Here is a 19909-nt window from a genome sequence, read left to right as displayed (position 1 = left end):
CGCACTTTTTACTATTTTTGAGAAACAAGGAGAACCTGCTCTCGCCGTCTATCTTATACTACGAAAAAAACAATCCGCGTCAAACGGATTGTTTTTTCTTCATTACAGGGAAGTACAGAGTCTCTCTACGAATTTCTCCAAATACGACTGGTCCACTTCGTCGAATCGATTTAGCTCGGGACTATCGATGTCCAGAACGCCGATCAATTCGCCGTTCTTCACGATTGGAACGACGATTTCCGATTGCGAGGCGGAATCGCATGCGATATGCCCCGGAAACTCGTGGACATTGGCTACGCGTATCGTCGTTCTTTGACTGGCCGATTTTCCGCACACGCCCCGCGTTAACGGGATTCGGACGCAAGCGGGCAAGCCTTGAAACGGCCCCAATACAAGCTCTCCGTCGCGGTACAAGTAAAATCCGACCCAGTTGATACGATCCAGAAATTGATTCAGCAGCGCAGAGGCATTGGCCAGATTGGCAATCCTATCCGTCTCGCCTTCCAGAAGCGCTTGCAGTTGCATGATGACCGATTCGTAATTTTGCTCTCTTGAGCCGCCATATAACGCTTTATGAAACATATTCGAGCTCCTGTTATCGTGATGTGATTGCTCCATTATATAGTAAACGATGCGATTTGGTCTAATTTTTCAACCGTCAGCGGTTGGACTCTGAAAATCCGTCAATGTATAAAGGCAAATGAAAAAAATGCCGCTCGACCGGCTCTTCCCGGGTCTCCTTGCTATCGATTTCCAATTGGAGATACCTGGCGTATTCCGGAAACACGTTTTGCAAAAACTGCTTTGCCTTGTTCCAGCACTGTTCACGATTTAGCCTCGGCGTTCCGCCCTCGCCGCCATCCATGCCATGAAACCCGACTAAACGTCCCGTGCTCTTCTCGATCTGGGCTATAATCGAGCCGTATTTGAACGCTTGCAGCCTATCTCCCCACTTGCGATTCATATATCCGTCAACGGATAAAACATCCGGATCCGAACCGCTCGTTTCTTCCTCCTGTTGTTGAAACTGATAGACAATCTTCACTCGTTCCTCATCTTCCTTCGTTCGAACAAGCGCATAACGCTCCTGATCGATGCCCAGAATCTTCTCCCAAGATTTCGCTTCGCGCGCCGGCGTTTCCGATACCGGTTCTTTTGCCTGAATCGGATAACTTGGCGGCATGACATAGTGTTCGTCGCCGAATAAGTCAAAGCCGGTTACCGCATCAATCCATCGGCGGTCCGGCGCCGGCTCGTAAACGATTCGATATTCCGCCTCCTCCCCGGTCAGCTTAACCAACGAAGGATGCAAATGTACGATCTTCAGCTCCATACGCAAATGTCTTCGAATATACCCTTTGACGGTTTCAGCGTCTACAACCGCTTCCGGCCACTTTGGCTTGCAAGTCTTCAGACTCCTTCTCTCCTCCAGCCGGTAACGTATGACATTAAACGCTGCATCCAGCGTCAGCACGCAACCCGTTTCAGGAATCGGCAGTCCTCCGACTTCCTCGCGGTACGCAAACTCCTTATTGCCGCGTCTTTCCGTTACCGTGACGAACGTATACTCGCCAGGCTCGGGAGCATGTTTTTTCACGAAAGCATCCGCGACCGTTCTCGCTTCCCTATCCAGACGGGAAAAAACCGCTTTATCCTCATCAAGTTCATCCCGATCGATTTTCAGCCTTGTGAGATGTCCGGTCATCAAGTCAAGCGCAATCTCAATTTGCCGGTCATCGCGATCGGGATCCTCCCAAATAAAACAGCGTTCCCGCTCATCGTCTACCGGTACGTTATCTTCAAGCTCCAGCTTGTAGTGCTCCGGGATCGCAACGATACTTGCCGCCGCGTTTCTGAGCTTATCAACGTCAATCATACGGATTCCCCTAACTTTTCTAAAGATAGTCCCTGACGTCTACCTAAAATGCTTCTGCATCTCCTGACTGAGCTTGCTTAAACTTGTCACTTCCGAATCAACCTTCTCAGCCGAAGCTTTCAGATTGTCGCTCTTGACCGTTAGCTCCTCCATCGCAGCCATCCCTTCCTCAATAACAGAGGCAATTTCATTCATTTCACCGGTGACCGAAGCGGAATCGTTTCTGATGGCAGTCATCATTCGATTCATCGTCACGATAAAATCAAGCAGCTGTTCAATAAGCAGATGCACTTGCTTAAAATCCGCCGAGAACGCGTCGACATGAGCGAAAGACCGACGAATCACATCTTGTCCTCTCGCCACTTGCGAGAAATTATCCTCGCTCTCCTTGTGAATGGCGGACATCATGGCTTGAATTTCTGCAGCGGCGCTGCGGCTTTGCTCCGACAGCTTCCGTATTTCGCCGGCGACGATCGTAAAACCTTTCCCGTGCTCCCCGGCTCTTGCCGCTTCGATGGAAGCGTTCAAGGCGATAAGGTTGGTTTGATACGCCACCTCCTGAATGATGCCGCTCATTCCTTGCGCTTGCGCTGCAGTTTGCTTAAGCGAGTCCATCGTGGAATAAATGCTTTCAACCGCATGCAGGATTTGATTGTTGTTATCAAGCAGTTCAATTACTTTCCGATGGCTTGCCGCTACGGCTTGCCCCGTAATAACCGCGCTTTGCTTCAATTGCTCGGACGATTCAAGCGCGCTTTGAATCGATCTGTTTATGTTTTGCAGATTTAGTTCCATTTGCTCGATCGACAGGATTTGATTGCCAAGCCCGCCGGTTACCTCTGCGAATGCATAATGCATCTCTTGATTGGTTTGCACATTGTTTCGCGATTTGGCGGAAACGCCCTCGGAGGTGGAGCGGATATGCTCGGATAACGATTGGACATGTCCGATCAATTCGAGAAGACGGGTCTCTTTAAGCCGCTTCTCCGCTTCTTGTTGCGCCGAAATCTTCCGTTTCGAATGAATCTGCAGAATCGTTGCGCTGGAAGTCAGAATCAGGAACGTCGCATGAATAAACAGCATGAGAAAGGAATACGCATCCGTACCGAACACCAGCTGAGGAATGACGAAATACCCGGCAAGATGCTGTACGGCAAAAAGACTCGTCATCAAGTAAATAAGACGGGTATTTTCATAGTATGCAGCCGCCGCGATGACCATAAAAATCGAAAAATGAAACTCTGCGGCACCGCCGCTTCCGCTAATGATGGAAATACTCGAGAACGTTAATGTCAATGTGTTCCATACAGGCAGAGCAGGATGCTCCCTGTTGTTGAGAAAGGCGTATACGCTTGTCCCCAGCAGAACGACCGGGATACACAGAAGAATATATCGACCTGACACGACCGCAGCTGTGATCGTCGATTCTATCCCGTGAGCGTTCATATGCCGGAACGGTTCGAAAAGCTCGGTTACGGCGAAAATAATCGTACTCAGCAGCACCGCCGCACCTGAAAGCCGCAGCATAAGCATGTTTTTCTTGTTTAACATAGAAGCATTCGAACATCCTCTCTTGCGTTTTCACGCTATATCGTACATCATGCCTTACCCCCAATCTAGAATACTACAAGGATTTGAACCATTTTTGAACACTTGATATCGACACGAAGTATCCCTAAAACTTCACTATCTTGCTCTTACATTCCGGAATGCGTACAATCGGCGCTCCTTGGCGTTATACTGTTGATGGAGGTGAGCGAAAATGGGCAAGCACCGAATACCCGATACGGAGCCGATCTCCGCTTATGGATCCGGTGAACCGGCTCCCGAACCGGTAACGGAAGAACAATGGCAAGCCGTCATCCAGAATGACGCTTCTTATGACGGACATTTCTTTTATGCCGTGAAAACCACACGTATTTTTTGCCGTCCCTCCTGCAAATCGAAGCCGCCGAAGCGGGAGAATATCGGTTATTTTCGAAATGCGGAGCAAGCGTTAAACGCGAAATTTCGTCCCTGCAAACGATGTAAGCCTACAGGACAGCGACTGCCTGATGAAGAATGGATCGAAATTGTAACGGAGCATATTCACCGGAACTACATGGAATCTTTGACGCTGGAATCGCTGGCAAACGTTTGCCACGGCACCCCTTATCATCTGCATCGAACCTTCAAAAAAGTGAAAGGAGTCACGCCTGTCGCTTATATTCAGCAGCTGCGGGTCGACAAAGCGAAGGAGGAGCTCATCACAACCAATATCCCGATCGCCAAGGTGGGCGAACATGTGGGCATGGCAAATACGCCCTATTTTATCACACTCTTCAAAAAGATAACCGCCTATACGCCGGCAGACTATCGTCAAAGATTTAAACAAAATCAGGAGGAGGCATAACTTATGGGAAACAAACCCCAACGGAATATTTATTGGTCGCTGCTCGAACTTGAAGCTTGGAGCATGCATATTGCGGCCGTCGACGAGGGACTTTGCTTTGTCGGCTCGCAGAATAAATCTTACGAAGAGCTGGCGGAATGGGCTACGTCCCGATTGCCGGGCAGCACACTGATTCGGGATGACGAGAAGCTGCGTTCCTATGCAGCCGAGCTTGTCGAATATTTGCAAGGAGAGCGCGAAAGCTTCACGTTTCCGTTCTCCCTCCATGGCACGCCATTTCAAGAGGCCGTGTGGGACGCGCTTTGCGCCATCCCTTACGGACAAACGAAATCATACTCGGATATTGCGAATCATATCAAGAAGCCGGCAGCGGTCCGGGCGGTTGGAGCGGCCATCGGCGCCAATCCTGTCTTGATCAGCGTTCCCTGCCATCGGGTAATCGGCAAGAACGGCGCGCTTACCGGCTACCGCGGCGGCATGGATATGAAAACCAAGCTGCTTCAGCTGGAACGGACAGGCTTGCCTGCAGATGGAGCCAAACGCCATGGCTGAACGTCTCGCGAATAACATGGCAGAGCTGGATTGGAAATCGCTTCAGCAATCGCTTGACGATCACGGCTTTGCGAAGGTGCCGCCCATATTAAGTCCGGCCGTATGCAAGGAAATGATGGATACCTACGACGATGAAACCCATTTTCGAAGCACGATTAATATGGCCAGATACCGCTTTGGAGCCGGGGAGTATAAATACTATGGCGCCCCGATTCCGGCAGTGCTGCAGCAGCTGCGCGAGGGCTTTTATCCCGAGCTTGCCAAAGCCGCCAACCGCTGGCTTGAACGGCTGGGCGGACCTGCCGAATATCCTGGAACGCTGGCTGCATTTTTGGAGCAATGTCATCAAGCGGGACAGTCTCGTCCCACCCCGTTGATTTTGAAATATGAAGCCGGGGGTTATAACTGTCTTCATCAGGATTTGTATGGAGAAGTATTTTTCCCGTTCCAGGTCGTATTTGCGCTAAACCGGCGGGATACGGATTACGCTGGCGGAGAGTTTCTGCTTATGGAGCAGCGGCCGCGGGCACAAAGCCGGGGACATGCCATTGCTCTGCAGCAGGGCGAAGGATTGATCTTCCCGACCCGGTATCGTCCGATTGCAGGAGCGCGAGGCTTTTATCGAGCGACCCTCAGGCACGGAGTCAGCACGATCACGTCGGGTACGAGATATAGTCTGGGGATTATTTTTCATGACGCGAAATAACAGGCCGACGGCACCGCGAATTTACATGAGCCTTCGATACGCTTCGATAAACGGCGAAGGCTCTTCTTTGACATTGTAGGCATACACGCCCTGCTTGGTGTGCAAATACAGGATCCCCCCATCCGCTCCCAGCTTGCGGTATGACATATCGAACACGTCGGCGACAAGAAACTCCCGGCGCTTCGTTACGACTTTATCGGGATATAAAACCATTTCTCTATCGTGAACGACCGTCTTTTGCTCGAGTCCAGTAACTACTCTTTCAACTTTGTAATATGGCTGAATCGCAATTTTCATCCCGTTCGCTCCTGCCTTGCGAGAATGTATGCCTTCAGGCTCGCCAATCGGCAGCCTCCTCTAGAATGGTCAGCACCGTCTGGTTGCGCTCACGCTCGAGCTTCAACGACCAGCCCATTTCCGTAACCCTGTCCATCATAATTTTCAAGCCGTATCTGTTCTCGAGGATGAACGGGTTGCCTTCGATTCCTTTGCCGTCATCGGATACTTTGCACATCCAGCCGTCGCCATGCATGGTGCCGATCACCGAAACATGTGTAGCGCCGGCATGCTTCCGCACATTCGATAACGCTTCGCGGATAGCCGCCTGTAGCGCAAGCTTCCCTTTTGCCGTGAGCCGCTCCTCCGGGAGCTTCCAGTCCAGCTTAACGACAAGCCCCGTTTCTTGCTCCAGCTCGCGGATCAGGTTCCGAATCATTTCCATCCAAGGAAGCGATACGGGATTTGGCGGGTAACGCAAATTAGCGATCGCTTGTCTGACATAATCGTTCACTTTATGAACCGTCTTGCGAAATCCGTCAACCGATAAACCGCCTGTTTGGCGTTTTTCCAATTGATCGACTTGAACGGACAACAAAAACAATGATTGGGCGATGCCGTCGTGAAGGTCCCGGGCAATGGTTTCGCGTTCCTCTAAAGCGGCTTTCGCTGCTCTTGCGGCGTTCAGCTCTTCCTGTATGCTTTCGAGTATCGAGAACAGCTTCGTCAGAAAGATGACCGTAACCGAAAAGACGATAACGGGCGTAAGCCAATTGCCCGCTTCCATCGAAATGTAGGGCAGCAAAAACTGGTGTCTGACATATTCCCATACGCCGATCGTGATCGTCGGAAGGATCAAAATCAGCCATTTGATTTGTTTATAAGTCATCGGATGCTCTCCCCTGTACGATTTTCGCCGAATACGAATCCGCATCATGCGCTTCTTTTATCGTACCGGAAAGTACAGGGGTTGTGATGACCCGATAGGGCTATTGGCGAAAAGGACCTGTTATCATTATAGGACACTTCCCGTTCCCTATCCAACCCGGGAATCCCAAGCCGATTTACGCTTAGCTCACACTCTTCATTTCGCCGTTCTCAAGAACGATGACCTGATCCGCATATTTCAAAGCGTACTCCTTCTGCGTGACGACCAACAGGGTGACACCCTTGCTGCTGCGAAGCTCATTCAACCGCTCCCACAATCGTTTTTCCGTATCCACGTCCAGCGCGCTTGATACATCGTCCATCACAAGCAGCTGCGCGTCTCTTACGAGCATTCGTGCCGCGGCTGTTCTTTGCAGCTGTCCGCCGGATAAATTAACACCTTTCGTGCCTAGAAGCGTATCCGCCCCCATTTCGAAACGGTTCAGATCCTCCTCCAAAACCGACTGATGAATCGCTGCGGTGATTTGGCTCTCGTCGGGATAACCCAGCAAAATATTAGCTTTGATCGTGTCGCTGAACAAATACGGAACTTGCGGCGTGTAGGCGACGTTGGGCGGAACGAAAAAATCGGCCGCGTTCGGGACAAGCCTTCCGTTCCACTTGATTTCGCCGGACGCTTTCGGCAGCAACCCGAGCATCACCCTCAGAAGCGTCGTTTTTCCGGAGCCCATTTTGCCCGTTATGACCGTAAATGAGCCTTGGCGTATCGAGAACGAGATGTTGCGGATGCCTTGTTTGGAATTCGGAAACGTGTAAGATAAACCGTCGATGTGCAAATTCCCTAAAAGCGGACCGCATGATTCATCCGGCTCGTCCGGCGGGTTCGGCGGGTCCGAAGCCAGGAATAGGGAATCGTTCTGCGTTAATTTCACTAAATAACGCTCCCCTATTACCCCCTCGATTCGGTTTAAAGAAAGGGCTGAGCTTTTGAAGTTTGTGAGTACCTTGCCGAACAACCGGGTAAAGTTTGAAATATAGCCGAGAAAAAATACGAACAGCGTGAAGCTCCCAATAGAAAAGCTTCCGTTCCGCAGCTTATCGCTGAGCAAAAGCAGCAGCAGCGCAATCCCGATATTGACGATATTGTCGTAGATCGAAGCGAGTGCCGTCGTAAAAACCGCATTGCGTCTGCCGGCGCGGGCTCTTTCTTCCCCTAATCCGGCCAATCGATTCAGGAACGGCCTTTCGGCTTTGTTAATTTTAAGCGCTTGGGAATAATTGAAAATATCTGAAATCACTCCAAGCACCCGGTCGGTCGTCATCCGTTCAGCCCGGTAATACGCTGTAATTTGCTTTTCCAGCCATTTGACGATCATGATGATTGCCGGAAGCGGAGCAAACAAGATGACGGTTACCGGCCAATCGACGGAACCAAGCATGACAAGTCCGCCAATCGAGAAAACGGCAAACGCGCTCAAATAGGTAAGATCCCAATACAAACCTTCATGAACGGTGACGTCGCTGCGCATGATATTCATCATCTGACCCTGATCGACCGGCAGCGGCAAAGCGCCCGGCCTTTTGAATATTTCCCGTAAGATGTTTCTGCGAAAAATCGCGCGAACGATTTCGGTCCTTCCGTAGCTAAGCCCCAGATCGATATAATAAGTAATCGCTTGTACGAGCGGCACCGTCATCAGCATAGCTGTAAGGAACAAGAGACCGTTTAACGTAAGGGCTTGGCCGGACGCCTCGTCAAAATAACGTTTGATGAAAACGCCCGAAAGCACGCCTAAGCCGGCAAAGCCGAACATACGAAGCAATATTACAGTCGTGTTCTGAACCGGGTAAAACAAATAAATTTTCCTCAGCACCGTTAACGTATCACGCATTTATCCCTTCCCCCGCTCCGGTCAGTTTGAAATAGGTCGAGCTTGTATCCAATTCAAGCTTTTTCGTCTCGCCGAATTCGATGACCTCTCCCTCCTGCATGATTAGAATATAATCCAACTTCCGGATCGTGGACAGACGGTGAGCGATAACAAGAACCGTACAATTTTTCATCAGGGTGGAAAAAGCGCCCTCGATCAGCTTCTCGGTAACCGGATCGATTCTTGAGGTCGCTTCGTCCAGAATGACAATTTGGGGCTTCATCAGGAACGCTCTGGCAAATGCGATCAGCTGAGCTTCTCCTGCGGAAAGGTTTTTGCCGTCGCGTTCTACTTTTTTGTCCAAACCTTCCGGAATATGGTCTATCCATGCTTTCATACATAAAAGACCGATAATATGCAGAATGTCCTCATCGCTTACGTTCTCCTTGTACATGGTTATGTTTTCACGCAAAGAGCCTTCAAAAAGTTCGATGTTTTGGGAGATGACGGCGATGCCGGAACGCAGGTTCTCCAAGCCGTATCGTCTGATATCCGTGCCGTTTATCGAAATCGTTCCATGCTGCGCATCGCATAGACGATAGATCAGCTTAGCTAAAGTCGATTTCCCGCTCCCCGACCTTCCGATGATACCGACCGTCCTATTAGCCGGAATAGAGAAGCTGACGTTATGAATCCCTCTGACGTCGTTATCGTAGCAGAAAGACACTTCGTCAAACCGGATGGAAAGTCTGTCTTCCGTGATGCGAAGGCTTCCCGTATCCTCGACCTTGCTCCGGTAGTTTAAAAGCTCGTTGATCCGGCTTAGCGAAGCGTTCACCTGCTGTAGATCGGAAACCTCATAAACGATATTTTTCAAAGGCACGAGCAGGATTGTCATGTAGTAATAAACTAAAAACATCGTTCCGAGGCTCAATCTTGTGTCATATAAGTAGATTAAGCCCATGACCAGCAGCGTAGACGCCATGTTAAACGCGAGAACGAGCTCGCCGGCATTAATGACAGTGGCAACGTTCGTACCAGTTTTTTTGCGTATGCGGTAAAGCCGCCGGAGCTTGGAATAAAAGGTGTTCAGGATGTGCCGCTCCCCCTTTAACGCCCGGATGTCCTCTCTGCCGGCAATGCGTTCGTCAATGAAGCCGATGAATGCCGCAGACTCCGCCAAATAATGATGGATGGTTGCGGAGCCGAAGCTGCCCAGCTTATTCAACACGAACAGCCCAAGTACGGCGGACACCGTAACTGCCGCCCCGATAAGCGGATGTATCACATAGATGATGATCAAGATCGCCGCGATCAGCAAATAATTGCTAATCACCTTCAAGGCGAACGCGGACAAAAAGTTGTTCAGCCTGCCGACATCCCCGTCGATTCGATCCACCATTTCGCCGGGCGTATGGCGGTTGTGAAACGATAAATCGTAAGCCAGACAGCGATTCGTCAGATCGAGTCTCAGCTTGTTCGTAATTTTCCAAGTCGCTTCGCTGGTGACGTATTGTATGACGATTGTAATCGCTTGACGCAGTAAAGATAACAGCAAAAAAAACAGTGCCGTCACTGCTAGAGCCGACCGCTCTTCCCCCTCCTTGGCAGCATCGATGAATGACTGGATGAACTGCGGATTGTAAATTTGCAGAAAAATGTTTACTCCGATCAACAGAAACAATACGATTATTGGATTTCGTTGGGTCATTAAGTAAGCCACCATGAATTTCACTTGCTTTCGGTCGACTGGGAGCATCGGCATCCTCCGTAATATTGACTTTTGTTAATAAAATAAGAGAATTTCCGAAAAATGTATAGACTTATAATTTTCTCTGATTTATACTAATAATATGGATAACGAGATTACCAAAATTGTATTTACTTATGTCTAAAACATATATACAAAAGAGCAATGCCACAGGGCATTGCTCTTTTTTTCAGCTTATCGGCAGATTGTCATTACCGTCGTAAGGACCCGGCTACCGTTCTACTATACGTCCTTTACCCGTATGCCGCGGAAAACGGAGGATGATTTTCGTCCCCTCGCCCTCTCGGGATTCCACGTTTATTCTCCCCTGGTATGCGACGACAATCGCTTTCGCGATGCTCATTCCGAGTCCGGCTCCGTCGGTTGCTTCATCCGTATTCGTCCCGCGGTAATACCGTTCGAACAAGCTCCGCTTCGTTTCCTCATCCATGCCCGCTCCGTCGTCCTCAACCACGATGATCGCTTCGTTCTCTTCCGCCGCCGTCCGCACGGTAATTAGCGTCCCATCGGGATTATGCTTGACTGCGTTCGTGATAAGGTTATCCAGCAGCCGTCCGAACCATTTGGCGCTGCCCTTCACGAGCAAATCATGCTTATGCTCCTCGAAAGCGAAATCGACATGCCGAATCGTCGCATCGTTCACATAACGCAGCACGGCGCGGCGGACAAGTTCATTAAGCTCGATATCTTCCCGCTGCATCCGGACCGCATTATTTTTCAGCTGAAACGTCAATGAGAAATCGTGCAGAAGCTCAAGCATATAATCGCCTTTCCTCCGAATCATGCCGCCCATATCCTTCAGCTCGTTTTCCGTATACGTGAACTGGCCGCTTTCCAGCAAATGTCCATATCCTTTAATCGTGGCCAGCGGCGTCCGGAGATCATGGGAAATGCCGGTCATCCATTCCTCTCTCGTCTTCTCCAAACGGAAGCGCTCCTTCTCCGACGCTTCAAGCTTGGCCGCCATATCGTAAAATCCGGCAATCACTTCCTTGTACAGCCGGTATCGCATCCGGATTTTGCCGTTTTTGCGAAACACTTTTTTCTTGTCCTTTTCAGTCAGCGCTTCATGATAATGTCCCTTGCCCATCCGTTCGAACCAATCGGTAAAAAGCAGCAAAGGCTGCCCGTAGCGGTAGCCGTGCCAAATCGCGAAGGCGAGCGTCAACAGCAGCAAGAACCCGCCCAAATAAATAAGGGTCAAAATCACCTCATGCAAAATCGGCTGCCGGGTCACGTCACGGCTTTCCTTCACGGTGTGCAGAATCCATGCGTTGCCCGTCACATCGTCAAAAGAAACGGAAATATCGGTAGTATGGGAAGCCGGCTCCGCACTCATCGAGATCAGCTCAAGAGGGCGATAAGGTTCATTCCGGACCGCGGGACCGATCGACTGTATAATCCGCCCGTCCGGACCGACGATTTGGACGTATTGTCCGGAGCTCCCCAGCGCTTGTTCCAGTTCGGGGATCGAACCGTTACGGACAAGCCCGTTTTCTCCGAACTCCCGCGCCCACTCGTCCAGCCGCTCCGCTCCCCGATCCTCCACGCCGAGCATGTAGAAGAGCGGTTTATCCGTCGTATCGAGCTGCGTCATGACCTTAAATGCGCCGAAACGGCCGGTTTGTTCAATTTGCAAAAGCTCGGCAGCTCCGTAAGAGGCTTTCAGCTTGCCATCAGGCGTATTCGAGGAATATACGACATTCCCTTCGTCATCGACGATTTGCAGCCAATACCCCGCTTCCGTAAGCTGCTTAACCCATCTCGAAGGGATTGTAACGCGATCACCTTCGACAACAGTTTCCGTAGCGATGTTCGATACCGCCCCGTAAGGGAACGTTTTTTGCAAATCCTGATTCACCAGGTACTGAAGCAGCAGCAGTAAAGCGCCGAGCATCGTGACCGCCACAAACACCCACAAGAAAAAAAACTGAAGCGTAAAATGAACGGCAATTCTTCTGCGGATCCGGCTCATAGCCCTTTCTCCTTAATCAGCTTATAGCCAAGACCGCGTACGTTCACCAAAAATTTCGGTTCGCCGGGATCGGGCTCGATACGTTCGCGGATTTTGCGGACATGAACCATTACCGTGTTATCGTCTCCGGCGCCGTTTATCCCCCAGACCGCTTCATAGAGCTGCGATTTCGAGAAGACGATATTCGGATGCTTGCACAAATAAAGCAGCAGCTGATAAGCTTGCGCCGGAATCGAAACCGGTTTGCCTTCGACAAGCAGCTCTCCCGCTTTTTCATCCACCGCAAAATAGCCGAAGTCGTGTCTTTTCCTGTCTTCCTCGATCTTCGGTATGGAAGGTGTAATCCCCCGCCGCAGTCTTGCTTTGATTCTTGCCGCAATTTCGAGCGGGTTGAACGGTTTCGTTACGTAATCGTCGCCGCCGGTGGCAAACCCGGTAAGTACGTCCAAGTCCGAAGTTCTGGCAGTTACAAAAATAAGATGCGCGTCAGAACGCTCGCGGATTTTCGGGCATAAATCGAATCCTGATTGATCCGGAAGCATCACGTCCAGCAAAATAACGTCCGCTCCATGCTTGCCGAGAAGACGCAGCGCTTCCTGCGCCGTACCGGCCGTGTAAATATGGCGAAAGCCTTCTTTGCGCAAAACCATGTCAAGCATTTGCAGGATTGATGTTTCGTCGTCGATCAGCAGTATTTTGGCGTCTTGCATAAAATCCCTCCAAACTCGTTCACCCCGTATTGTACCAAACCTTTCTTAATTCCAGCTAAACGGGTTGGAAAAGCGTTAAACAAACGTTAAGCTTCTCTTTCGCGAACCTTCAAATTCCATTGCTACAATCAAGCCGAGGTGATAGCAATGGAGGACAAACCAAACAATCGCAATCGTATCATCGACGGTTTGCGGGGATTCAGCTTACTCGGTATTTTGATGGCGAACATGCTTATATTCCAATACGGCATTTGGGGCAAAGACAAGATGGAGCTTTATGCGCCCGCCCAAACCGATACCGTCGTTCATCGGCTCGTTACGATATTGATCGAGGGCAGCTTTATGCCGATCTTCACATTTCTGTTCGGCTACGGCATGATCAAGATGAAGGAAAGCCTGGAATCGAAAGGCTTGAAGCCTAAACGCTGTTTGATCCGCCGCTTTCTTATGCTGTTTGCAATCGGCTTGCTGCATTCCCATTATTTGTGGGAGGGCGATATATTGGGGTTTTACGGTATGATGGGCTTCTTCCTTCTTCTGTTCATGAACAGGACGCCGAGGACACTTCTCGTATGGGGGACCGTGCTGCTTTGTTTATTCGGACTATTGGGGCTCGTGCCGGAAGACGGCAAAAACGCATCCGCTGTAGAAGCCGATATTCGCATGGAAGCATACGTAAAACAAACGATAACCGTTTACGGAACAGGTACCTATGAGGAGATACAGCACCATAGAGAAACCGAAGATCCTCTGGGCGAAGACAGCTTTCTGATTGTTGCCGTACTGCTGATGGCACCGTTCATGACCGCTCCGCTGTTTCTTTTCGGCATGTATGCGGCGAAGCGGCGATGGTTCGATAATCCGGAAGGTGAACGTGCCTCGTATCGCAACAACATGCTTCTCTTCCTGCCTGCGGGTCTGCTGCTGAAAATGTTGAAGCATGTGCTTCCAGGCTATTGGTGGAGCGGAGCGGGCGAGCTTTTCGGCGGTAACCTGCTTGCGCTCGGATTTATTTTCGCATTTGCCTGGCTTTGCTCCAGAGCGAAAACTACGGTTTGGCTCGAACGCTTCGAAGCCGTGGGCAAACTGTCTCTAACGAATTATCTTGTACAATCGGTCATCTGTACGACGTTATTTTACGGATACGGCTTCGGCTGGTTCGGAAAACTCGGCGTGCTTGCGGGCTGCGGAATGGCAATCGTTATTTACGCAGTTCAGCTTATCACAAGCAAACTGTATTTGACGCGTTATCACTCGGGACCGGTTGAACGGCTTCTGCGCATGTGGACTTACTTTACGATTACGGGTAAATCCAAACGACGCAAAGAATCACCGGCTGCCGGTGCATAGCGTTGTGCTACCCCGGGCATTTACCCTAATCTTTATAACTATCGGCATTCACCCAAACAAAAACAATTATACGCCATATTATGTTTTCAGACCTCCGGTTGAGATGACCCGGTCAGGAAGCAAACTTCCGGGGCTTCGAAGCCGGATGAAGCCAATATAAGGAGGGGTACGTATGTCATTTGTTGGCGGAGCGTTCACATCGACCGGTACAATTTTGGTATTGTTCATTTTGTTGGTGATTGTCGCTTGTTCGTGCGGTATGATGGGTTTCGGCGGCTACTAATTGATTCTCAATTGATTGGAGGAAAAGCGAATGGGTGAAGTTGCAGAAGTTCGCGGTTGCGGAAACAGAGGATTCACTTCTATTGGCACTATACTCGTCCTTTTCATTCTGCTTGTAATCGTCGCTTGCGCTTGCGCATGTTCTTGGAGATAAAGCAACCGACAACGCTCGGAGGGGAACCCGGCCAGTTCCCCTCCCTTGCACCTCCCTGACGGACGATGATTAACGCCGGTTAGCTGTAGCCGGTTTTTCCAGAGAATGGAGATCATCTTCCAAGGAAACCATTTTCTCGCCGACGGTTTTTATCGCGTCTTGAATCGCCTGGTTATAAATAACGGGGCCGATCTCCCTTATCATATAATCCAACAATAATTCTGCCGAAAGATCGCCGATTTCCTCCGATCTTTCCTCGTAAAAGTAACTTTGCACACGTTCGATCAATTGCTGTTTTTGCTCTCGCGGCAGCTTTAGGTTCATCATGCTTCTCGCCTCCCGATCTTGTACGTTTATGATTTCGCGTTTAAGACCGTGTATTCCTGCCGATTGTCCTTTGTTTGCATGTTGAAGGGTTATATGCTTTGATGCTCGCTTTTGGCAAGCTTACTTCTCATAATAGCATTAATGCCAATTCCCAGCGCTGCGAGCAAGACTGCGAAAGCTCCCATACATAGCCACACGTTCACGTTCCAGGATTGAATCAGGTACAACCACAAATAAAGTCCCGTAAGCGTAATAAATAAAGTAGGAACGGTCAGCACAATACCGATTTTAAAATAGGTCCCCCAGCCGATTTTCACGTTTTTGGCGGATAATACGTGCAGCCAGAGGAGCGTGGCCAAGGAGCCGATCGGCGTGATTTTGGGGCCGAGATCCGAACCGATCACATTGGCGTAAATAAGCGCCTCCCGAACAAAGCCCCCGGTATTCGTGCCTTGTATGGCGAGTGCGTCGATCATGACCGTTGGCAGGTTATTCATGACGGATGACAGAATCGCGGCGATAAAGCCCATTCCGAGAGAAGCGGCGAAAAGCCCCTGATCGGAAACCGCTTGAATGACGCTGCCCAGAATATCCGTGAGTCCGGCATTCCGAAGTCCGTAAACGACAACATACATGCCGATCGAGAAAATGACGACCGCCCACGGCGCCCCTTTGACGAGCTTCCATGTATGAATCGCAGGGCTTTTTCTAGCAGCCGCCAGAAACGCTAATGCAGCTAATCCGGCGATTGCTGATACCGGTATCTTCAGGAATTCGCTGACGAAATAAGCGATAAGAAGAGCCGCTAATATGAACCAGGACAATTTGAAAAGCCTCAGATCTTTAATGGCTTCCTTGGGCAGCGGGAGCTGGGCGACGGAATAACTCCTCGGAATGCTCTTGCGGAAGAGCAAATATAACACCAATAGACTGGCGGCGATGGAAAAGAAATTCGGTACGATCATGCGGCTTGCATACTCGGCGAAACCGATGTTGAAATAATCGGCGGATACGATATTGACCAGATTGCTGATGACGAGCGGCAACGATGCCGTATCGGCGATAAATCCGCTGGCCATAATAAACGGTAAAACCATTTTCTCGTTAAATTGGAGCGCCCTTACCATAGCGAGAACGATCGGCGTAATGATCAATGCGGCGCCATCGTTTGCGAATAAAGCGGATACTGCGGATCCCAGCAGAATGATAAACACGAACATAAGAATTCCGTTTCCCCGCGCCAGCCTTGCCATATGCAGTGCGGCCCACTCAAAAAGACCGATTTCATCAAGCACCAGCGAAAAAAGAATGATGGCTACAATGGTTAAGGTAGCGTTCCAAACGATGCCAGTAACCGTGCCTACATCTTCAAAGCTGACCACGCCGCAAATCAAGGCGACGACGGCGCCTGCGCTTGCCGACCAGCCGATATTCAAACCTTTGGGCTGCCAAATGACAAAGACCAGCGTGACAAGAAAAATAATAACGGCAATGTAAACCATATGCGTCCTCCCGAACTAATTGCTGCATGCATTCGCTTCGCATGAGGAGGATTGGAGCTTATCCCGCTGTGAAGGAATCTGTTTGATAATTTCCGCGATGTAAGGCTTGTCTTGAATATGAAGCGAATAATAAACCCATTGGCCTCTTTTGGATTCTTTGACGAGCCCGCCGTCTTTTAACTTGCGCATGTGCTGGCTAATATTGGGCTGGCTTGTTTTTAGAATATCGACAATTTCGCAAACGCACAGCTCCCTTTCGTTGAGCAAGGCGATAATCGTCAGCCTGTTTTTGTCGCCGAGCAGCTTCAAGACGTCAGCCGTCTCTTCGATTTCAGTCATATTCGACACTCCTTCATGGAAAACGTAACGGTCGTTATTGCTAACCTATTTTCTCATACTTCGGCCCTTCTGTAAATGAGCATATAATTATTTGCTTATTTAAATTCTGTAAAATGATTCCGGCAGCCATGATGCCATCGGCTGCCGGAATCATGTAGTTTATCGAACGACAAGAACTTGACCTTCTACCCATGACAAGCTAACAAAAACTGTACCAGAGTTGTGACACACCAAATACTCTCATCGCTTAATGAGCGAGATCTCTTATCCCCCTGCTTCCTTATCGTGTAATTGTCGTGATTCTTTGGCGATACTCTTCCGGATATTGCCCGTAATGCATCTTAAAGACGCGGCAAAAGTATTTGGACTCCCTATACCCTACCTTTTCTGAAATTTCATAAATTCGCAAATCCGGATCGTTTCTCATCAGGCTGATGGCTTTCTCCATCCGAAGTCCCTTTACATACTGCGAAAAATTTTCACCCGTTTCTTCCTTAAATATCGAGCAAAAATATTCTTTGCTGATCTGGAATTGATCGGCGATACTGTCCAATCCGAAGTTTTCCGAATAGTGATGATCGATCCACTCCTTGGCCAAATCCACAATTCGTTTCTTCCGGCTTGTGCCTTGAATCGACCCGCTATTGAGCTGCTCGAGCAGCTGCTGATGATCATGGTCTTCCGCACCTTGAACTTCCGATACGCCATTCCGTGCATCCAGGCTTTTTTTGATTTTGCCCAGCACGTCGCACATATGCGCGATATTGATCGGCTTCAGCATATATTCCGATACCCCGTACGATATCGCTTGCTGCGCATACTTGAAATCCGCGTGACCGCTTAGGATAATCGATTTGACCTGCGGATATTGGTCATTGACGATCTCCATCACTTCCAATCCGGTAAGCAGCGGCATCTGAATATCGAGCAGCAAAATATCGACGGGATGCTTTGACAAATGATCGACGACCCTACGTCCGTTATCAACTAAACCCGTTACGTTGAGTCCGATGGATTGCCAGGGAATAAACGCCTGGAGTCCTTCTCTGATGTTACGTTCATCGTCAGCGATCAGTACCGTGTAGATAAGAATCACCTGCCGTTATGGGAAGTATGACCTTGACCGTCGTGCCTTCGCCTGCTTTGCTTGAAATCGTTAGTTCCGCCGTCTCGCCATAGTACCATTGGATACGCTCGTAAATATTTCTTAAACCGATCGCTTTGTTCTCCATGACGATTGAACCGTTTATGACTTGGCGTACGACCTCAAGCCGTTCCTCATCCATCCCGAAGCCGTCATCGCTGACCTCAACTTCCAGGTGGCTGCTCGCCAACTGGATTGACAGCGAGATCGTCCCGCTATGCTCCAGCCTCTCAATGCCATGCGCGATCGCATTCTCCACAAGCGGCTGCAAAATAAACTTCATAATCTTCAACTTCAACGCTTGCTCCTGTACGTGACGCCTCATTTGGATTTTATCGCCATATCGGATCTTCTGGATGTCCATATACATGTCCAGCAATAGCAATTCGTCTTCAACGCTAACGAGCTGAACATCGATCTTCCCGCTGTTTCTCAGCAAATCCGACAGGCTCTGTATCGTTTGGCTGACCCGGTTTTCTCCTCCGCTTAAACCCATCGCCAGCCAGCGAATATTATCGAGCGTATTGTACAGAAAATGCGGGTTGATCTGCGAATACAGCAGCCGGATTTTCGTATCTTGCAAAATCAGCTTTTGCGAATACATATTTTTGACGAGTTGCTCTTTATCGGCAAGAATGCCGTTAAAGCTTTGAAAAATATAGCCAATCTCATCCTTGCGAAAACGGATGTTCGACACTTTGCCGAGCGACTGCTTCACGCCGTTATGGTTCTGCCGAATCTCCTTGAACAAGCGGTGTATCGGCCTGTAGAAGTAGCGCTCGATCAGGACGATCAGGATAAAAGAAACGGCGATCAATGCGATAAGGACGTAGACAAGCCCAACTTTAATTGCATGTTGATTCGGTTCTATCAATGTCTGGTAAGGCGTCACAGCCAGGAACGACCAGTCGTTGTATGCGGTCTTCGTTCTTGTAATCAAATATTCCTTATGATCGTAACTGACTACGCCACTATGGCCGCCCGTAGAACGGAAAGCTTCCGGCAGCTTTTTACCGGCTTCTGCGCCGACGCTGGAGGATAGAATCACCCCTTCGTCATCGACGAGATGGATGACCGCCCCGTCCGAAAAGCGCGTGTTTTCGAAGATGCCTTTAACCGCAGTGTCCGCCAAATTAATGACCATAACGCCCAATGTCTGGCCCAGCACAAGATCCCGAATCGGAGCAATAATCGAATACGTATTCGTAGGCCCCGAGCCGCCTGTGAATTGCTTGTAATACCTGCCGTCATTTTTGGCCACGATGAGCTTGTTCTGCAAAATATTATTTTGCGGATCGTACAAAAAACCGATATATTCGGATACCTTGGAATTCATAGCGGCCGACAAAGCGCCTTCCACCGAGGAAATCACATATTGATTGCGAAAATCGACGATAAAGACGGAATCAATGGATAGATTGATCGTTCGGAACATCGATATTTGGTTTCGCACCCAACGAATATCGGACGAATTGTCCAATGAATAGTCACTTCTTAACAATTCCCATAAATCTTTGTTCGCCGTTAGCATCAACATCGTCTTATAAATCGTTTCGATCAAATCGTTAAATTGCCCGGAAATTTGCGTCATGGACGTCTCGATAAAATCGCTGGATCGCTTCTCCATGTTGTTGCGCGTTTCATGATAAACGTAATAGAGGGTCGGACCCGAAGTCATCACAATCGTGAGCACCAAAAATAAGATCAAGCGCGTTTGGAGAGAGCGATACATGCTGATCATCATGTCACGTCCTCTCCTGAGCGATGAAAGCGTTCTTATTGCGAGATTTATTT

Annotated in this window: 19 protein-coding genes; 5 read left to right on the top strand and 14 right to left on the bottom strand. The window is 49.5% G+C overall.

Annotated elements, in window-relative coordinates:
• Positions 1 to 102 precede the first annotated feature (102 nt).
• The 3 genes from DQG23_RS01850 to DQG23_RS01840 form a co-directional block, all read right to left on the bottom strand.
• Entirely contained in the window at positions 103 to 582 is a 480-nt protein-coding gene (locus DQG23_RS01850) for a GAF domain-containing protein (RefSeq protein WP_113029082.1), read from the bottom strand.
• A 76-nt stretch (positions 583 to 658) separates the two neighbouring features.
• The gene (locus DQG23_RS01845; RefSeq protein ID WP_113029081.1) at positions 659 to 1876 is read right to left on the bottom strand and encodes a YcdB/YcdC domain-containing protein; all 1218 of its coding nucleotides are present in this window, start codon (positions 1874 to 1876) and stop codon (positions 659 to 661) included.
• A gap of 39 nt (positions 1877 to 1915) precedes the next feature.
• Positions 1916 to 3427, bottom strand: a complete 1512-nt coding sequence (locus DQG23_RS01840; RefSeq protein WP_113029080.1) for a methyl-accepting chemotaxis protein — start codon at positions 3425 to 3427, stop codon at positions 1916 to 1918.
• Between the two features lie 211 nt (positions 3428 to 3638).
• Between DQG23_RS01840 and DQG23_RS01835 the strand changes: the two genes are divergently transcribed.
• The 3 genes from DQG23_RS01835 to DQG23_RS01825 are packed head-to-tail and all read left to right on the top strand — an operon-like array spanning position 3639 to position 5526.
• On the top strand, positions 3639 to 4268 hold the full coding sequence (locus DQG23_RS01835) for a bifunctional transcriptional activator/DNA repair enzyme AdaA (protein ID WP_113029079.1): 630 nt from the start codon (positions 3639 to 3641) through the stop codon (positions 4266 to 4268).
• 3 nt (positions 4269 to 4271) lie between these two features.
• Positions 4272 to 4820 carry a methylated-DNA--[protein]-cysteine S-methyltransferase gene (locus DQG23_RS01830; RefSeq protein WP_113029078.1) on the top strand — a complete coding sequence of 183 codons (549 nt, stop codon included), beginning with the start codon at positions 4272 to 4274 and terminating at the stop codon, positions 4818 to 4820.
• Positions 4813 to 5526 (top strand): 2OG-Fe(II) oxygenase, encoded by a 714-nt coding sequence (locus tag DQG23_RS01825; RefSeq protein WP_113029077.1) that lies wholly within the window; start codon positions 4813 to 4815, stop codon positions 5524 to 5526. Before DQG23_RS01830 ends, DQG23_RS01825 begins: the two co-directional genes overlap by 8 nt.
• 21 nt (positions 5527 to 5547) lie before the next feature.
• Here the strand turns inward: DQG23_RS01825 and DQG23_RS01820 are convergent, their stop codons facing one another.
• The 6 genes from DQG23_RS01820 to DQG23_RS01795 form a co-directional block, all read right to left on the bottom strand.
• Complete coding sequence (locus tag DQG23_RS01820; RefSeq protein ID WP_113029076.1) at positions 5548 to 5823, bottom strand: hypothetical protein; 276 nt, start codon at positions 5821 to 5823, stop codon at positions 5548 to 5550.
• 34 nt (positions 5824 to 5857) lie between these two features.
• Positions 5858 to 6691 (bottom strand): sensor histidine kinase, encoded by an 834-nt coding sequence (locus DQG23_RS01815; protein ID WP_113029075.1) that lies wholly within the window; start codon positions 6689 to 6691, stop codon positions 5858 to 5860.
• Between the two features lie 181 nt (positions 6692 to 6872).
• On the bottom strand, positions 6873 to 8582 hold the full coding sequence (locus DQG23_RS01810) for an ATP-binding cassette domain-containing protein (protein WP_113029074.1): 1710 nt from the start codon (positions 8580 to 8582) through the stop codon (positions 6873 to 6875).
• Positions 8575 to 10320, bottom strand: coding sequence for an ABC transporter ATP-binding protein (locus DQG23_RS01805; RefSeq protein WP_158560247.1), 1746 nt, complete (start codon positions 10318 to 10320; stop codon positions 8575 to 8577). The genes DQG23_RS01810 and DQG23_RS01805 overlap by 8 nt, the downstream gene beginning before the upstream one ends.
• A 223-nt stretch (positions 10321 to 10543) precedes the next feature.
• Positions 10544 to 12307 carry a sensor histidine kinase gene (locus tag DQG23_RS01800; protein ID WP_113029072.1) on the bottom strand — a complete coding sequence of 588 codons (1764 nt, stop codon included), beginning with the start codon at positions 12305 to 12307 and terminating at the stop codon, positions 10544 to 10546.
• On the bottom strand, positions 12304 to 13017 hold the full coding sequence (locus DQG23_RS01795) for a response regulator transcription factor (protein ID WP_113029071.1): 714 nt from the start codon (positions 13015 to 13017) through the stop codon (positions 12304 to 12306). The genes DQG23_RS01800 and DQG23_RS01795 overlap by 4 nt, the downstream gene beginning before the upstream one ends.
• A gap of 147 nt (positions 13018 to 13164) precedes the next feature.
• Here DQG23_RS01795 and DQG23_RS01790 point away from each other — a divergent pair, with 147 nt between their 5' ends.
• On the top strand, positions 13165 to 14367 hold the full coding sequence (locus tag DQG23_RS01790; protein ID WP_113029070.1) for a DUF418 domain-containing protein: 1203 nt from the start codon (positions 13165 to 13167) through the stop codon (positions 14365 to 14367).
• A gap of 172 nt (positions 14368 to 14539) precedes the next feature.
• The gene (locus tag DQG23_RS01785) at positions 14540 to 14650 is read left to right on the top strand and encodes a sporulation protein YjcZ (RefSeq protein ID WP_113029069.1); all 111 of its coding nucleotides are present in this window, start codon (positions 14540 to 14542) and stop codon (positions 14648 to 14650) included.
• Positions 14651 to 14872: 222 nt separating this feature from the next.
• Here the strand turns inward: DQG23_RS01785 and DQG23_RS01780 are convergent, their stop codons facing one another.
• The 5 genes from DQG23_RS01780 to DQG23_RS01760 form a co-directional block, all read right to left on the bottom strand.
• Positions 14873 to 15130, bottom strand: coding sequence for a DUF2164 domain-containing protein (locus DQG23_RS01780; RefSeq protein WP_113029068.1), 258 nt, complete (start codon positions 15128 to 15130; stop codon positions 14873 to 14875).
• Positions 15131 to 15219: 89 nt separating this feature from the next.
• A complete protein-coding gene (locus DQG23_RS01775; protein ID WP_113029067.1) occupies positions 15220 to 16632 on the bottom strand; it encodes an arsenic transporter in 1413 nt (470 codons plus the stop codon).
• A gap of 15 nt (positions 16633 to 16647) precedes the next feature.
• Positions 16648 to 16971, bottom strand: coding sequence for an ArsR/SmtB family transcription factor (locus DQG23_RS01770; RefSeq protein WP_113029066.1), 324 nt, complete (start codon positions 16969 to 16971; stop codon positions 16648 to 16650).
• Between the two features lie 280 nt (positions 16972 to 17251).
• Positions 17252 to 18067, bottom strand: coding sequence for a response regulator transcription factor (locus tag DQG23_RS01765; RefSeq protein WP_113029065.1), 816 nt, complete (start codon positions 18065 to 18067; stop codon positions 17252 to 17254).
• Positions 18036 to 19859 carry a sensor histidine kinase gene (locus tag DQG23_RS01760; protein ID WP_113029064.1) on the bottom strand — a complete coding sequence of 608 codons (1824 nt, stop codon included), beginning with the start codon at positions 19857 to 19859 and terminating at the stop codon, positions 18036 to 18038. Before DQG23_RS01760 ends, DQG23_RS01765 begins: the two co-directional genes overlap by 32 nt.
• Between the last annotated feature and the right edge of the window lie 50 nt (positions 19860 to 19909).

The organism is Paenibacillus contaminans, assembly GCF_003285015.1.
Classification (GTDB): domain Bacteria; phylum Bacillota; class Bacilli; order Paenibacillales; family NBRC-103111; genus Paenibacillus_V; species Paenibacillus_V contaminans.
This window is presented reverse-complemented; position numbering and strand designations above follow the sequence as displayed.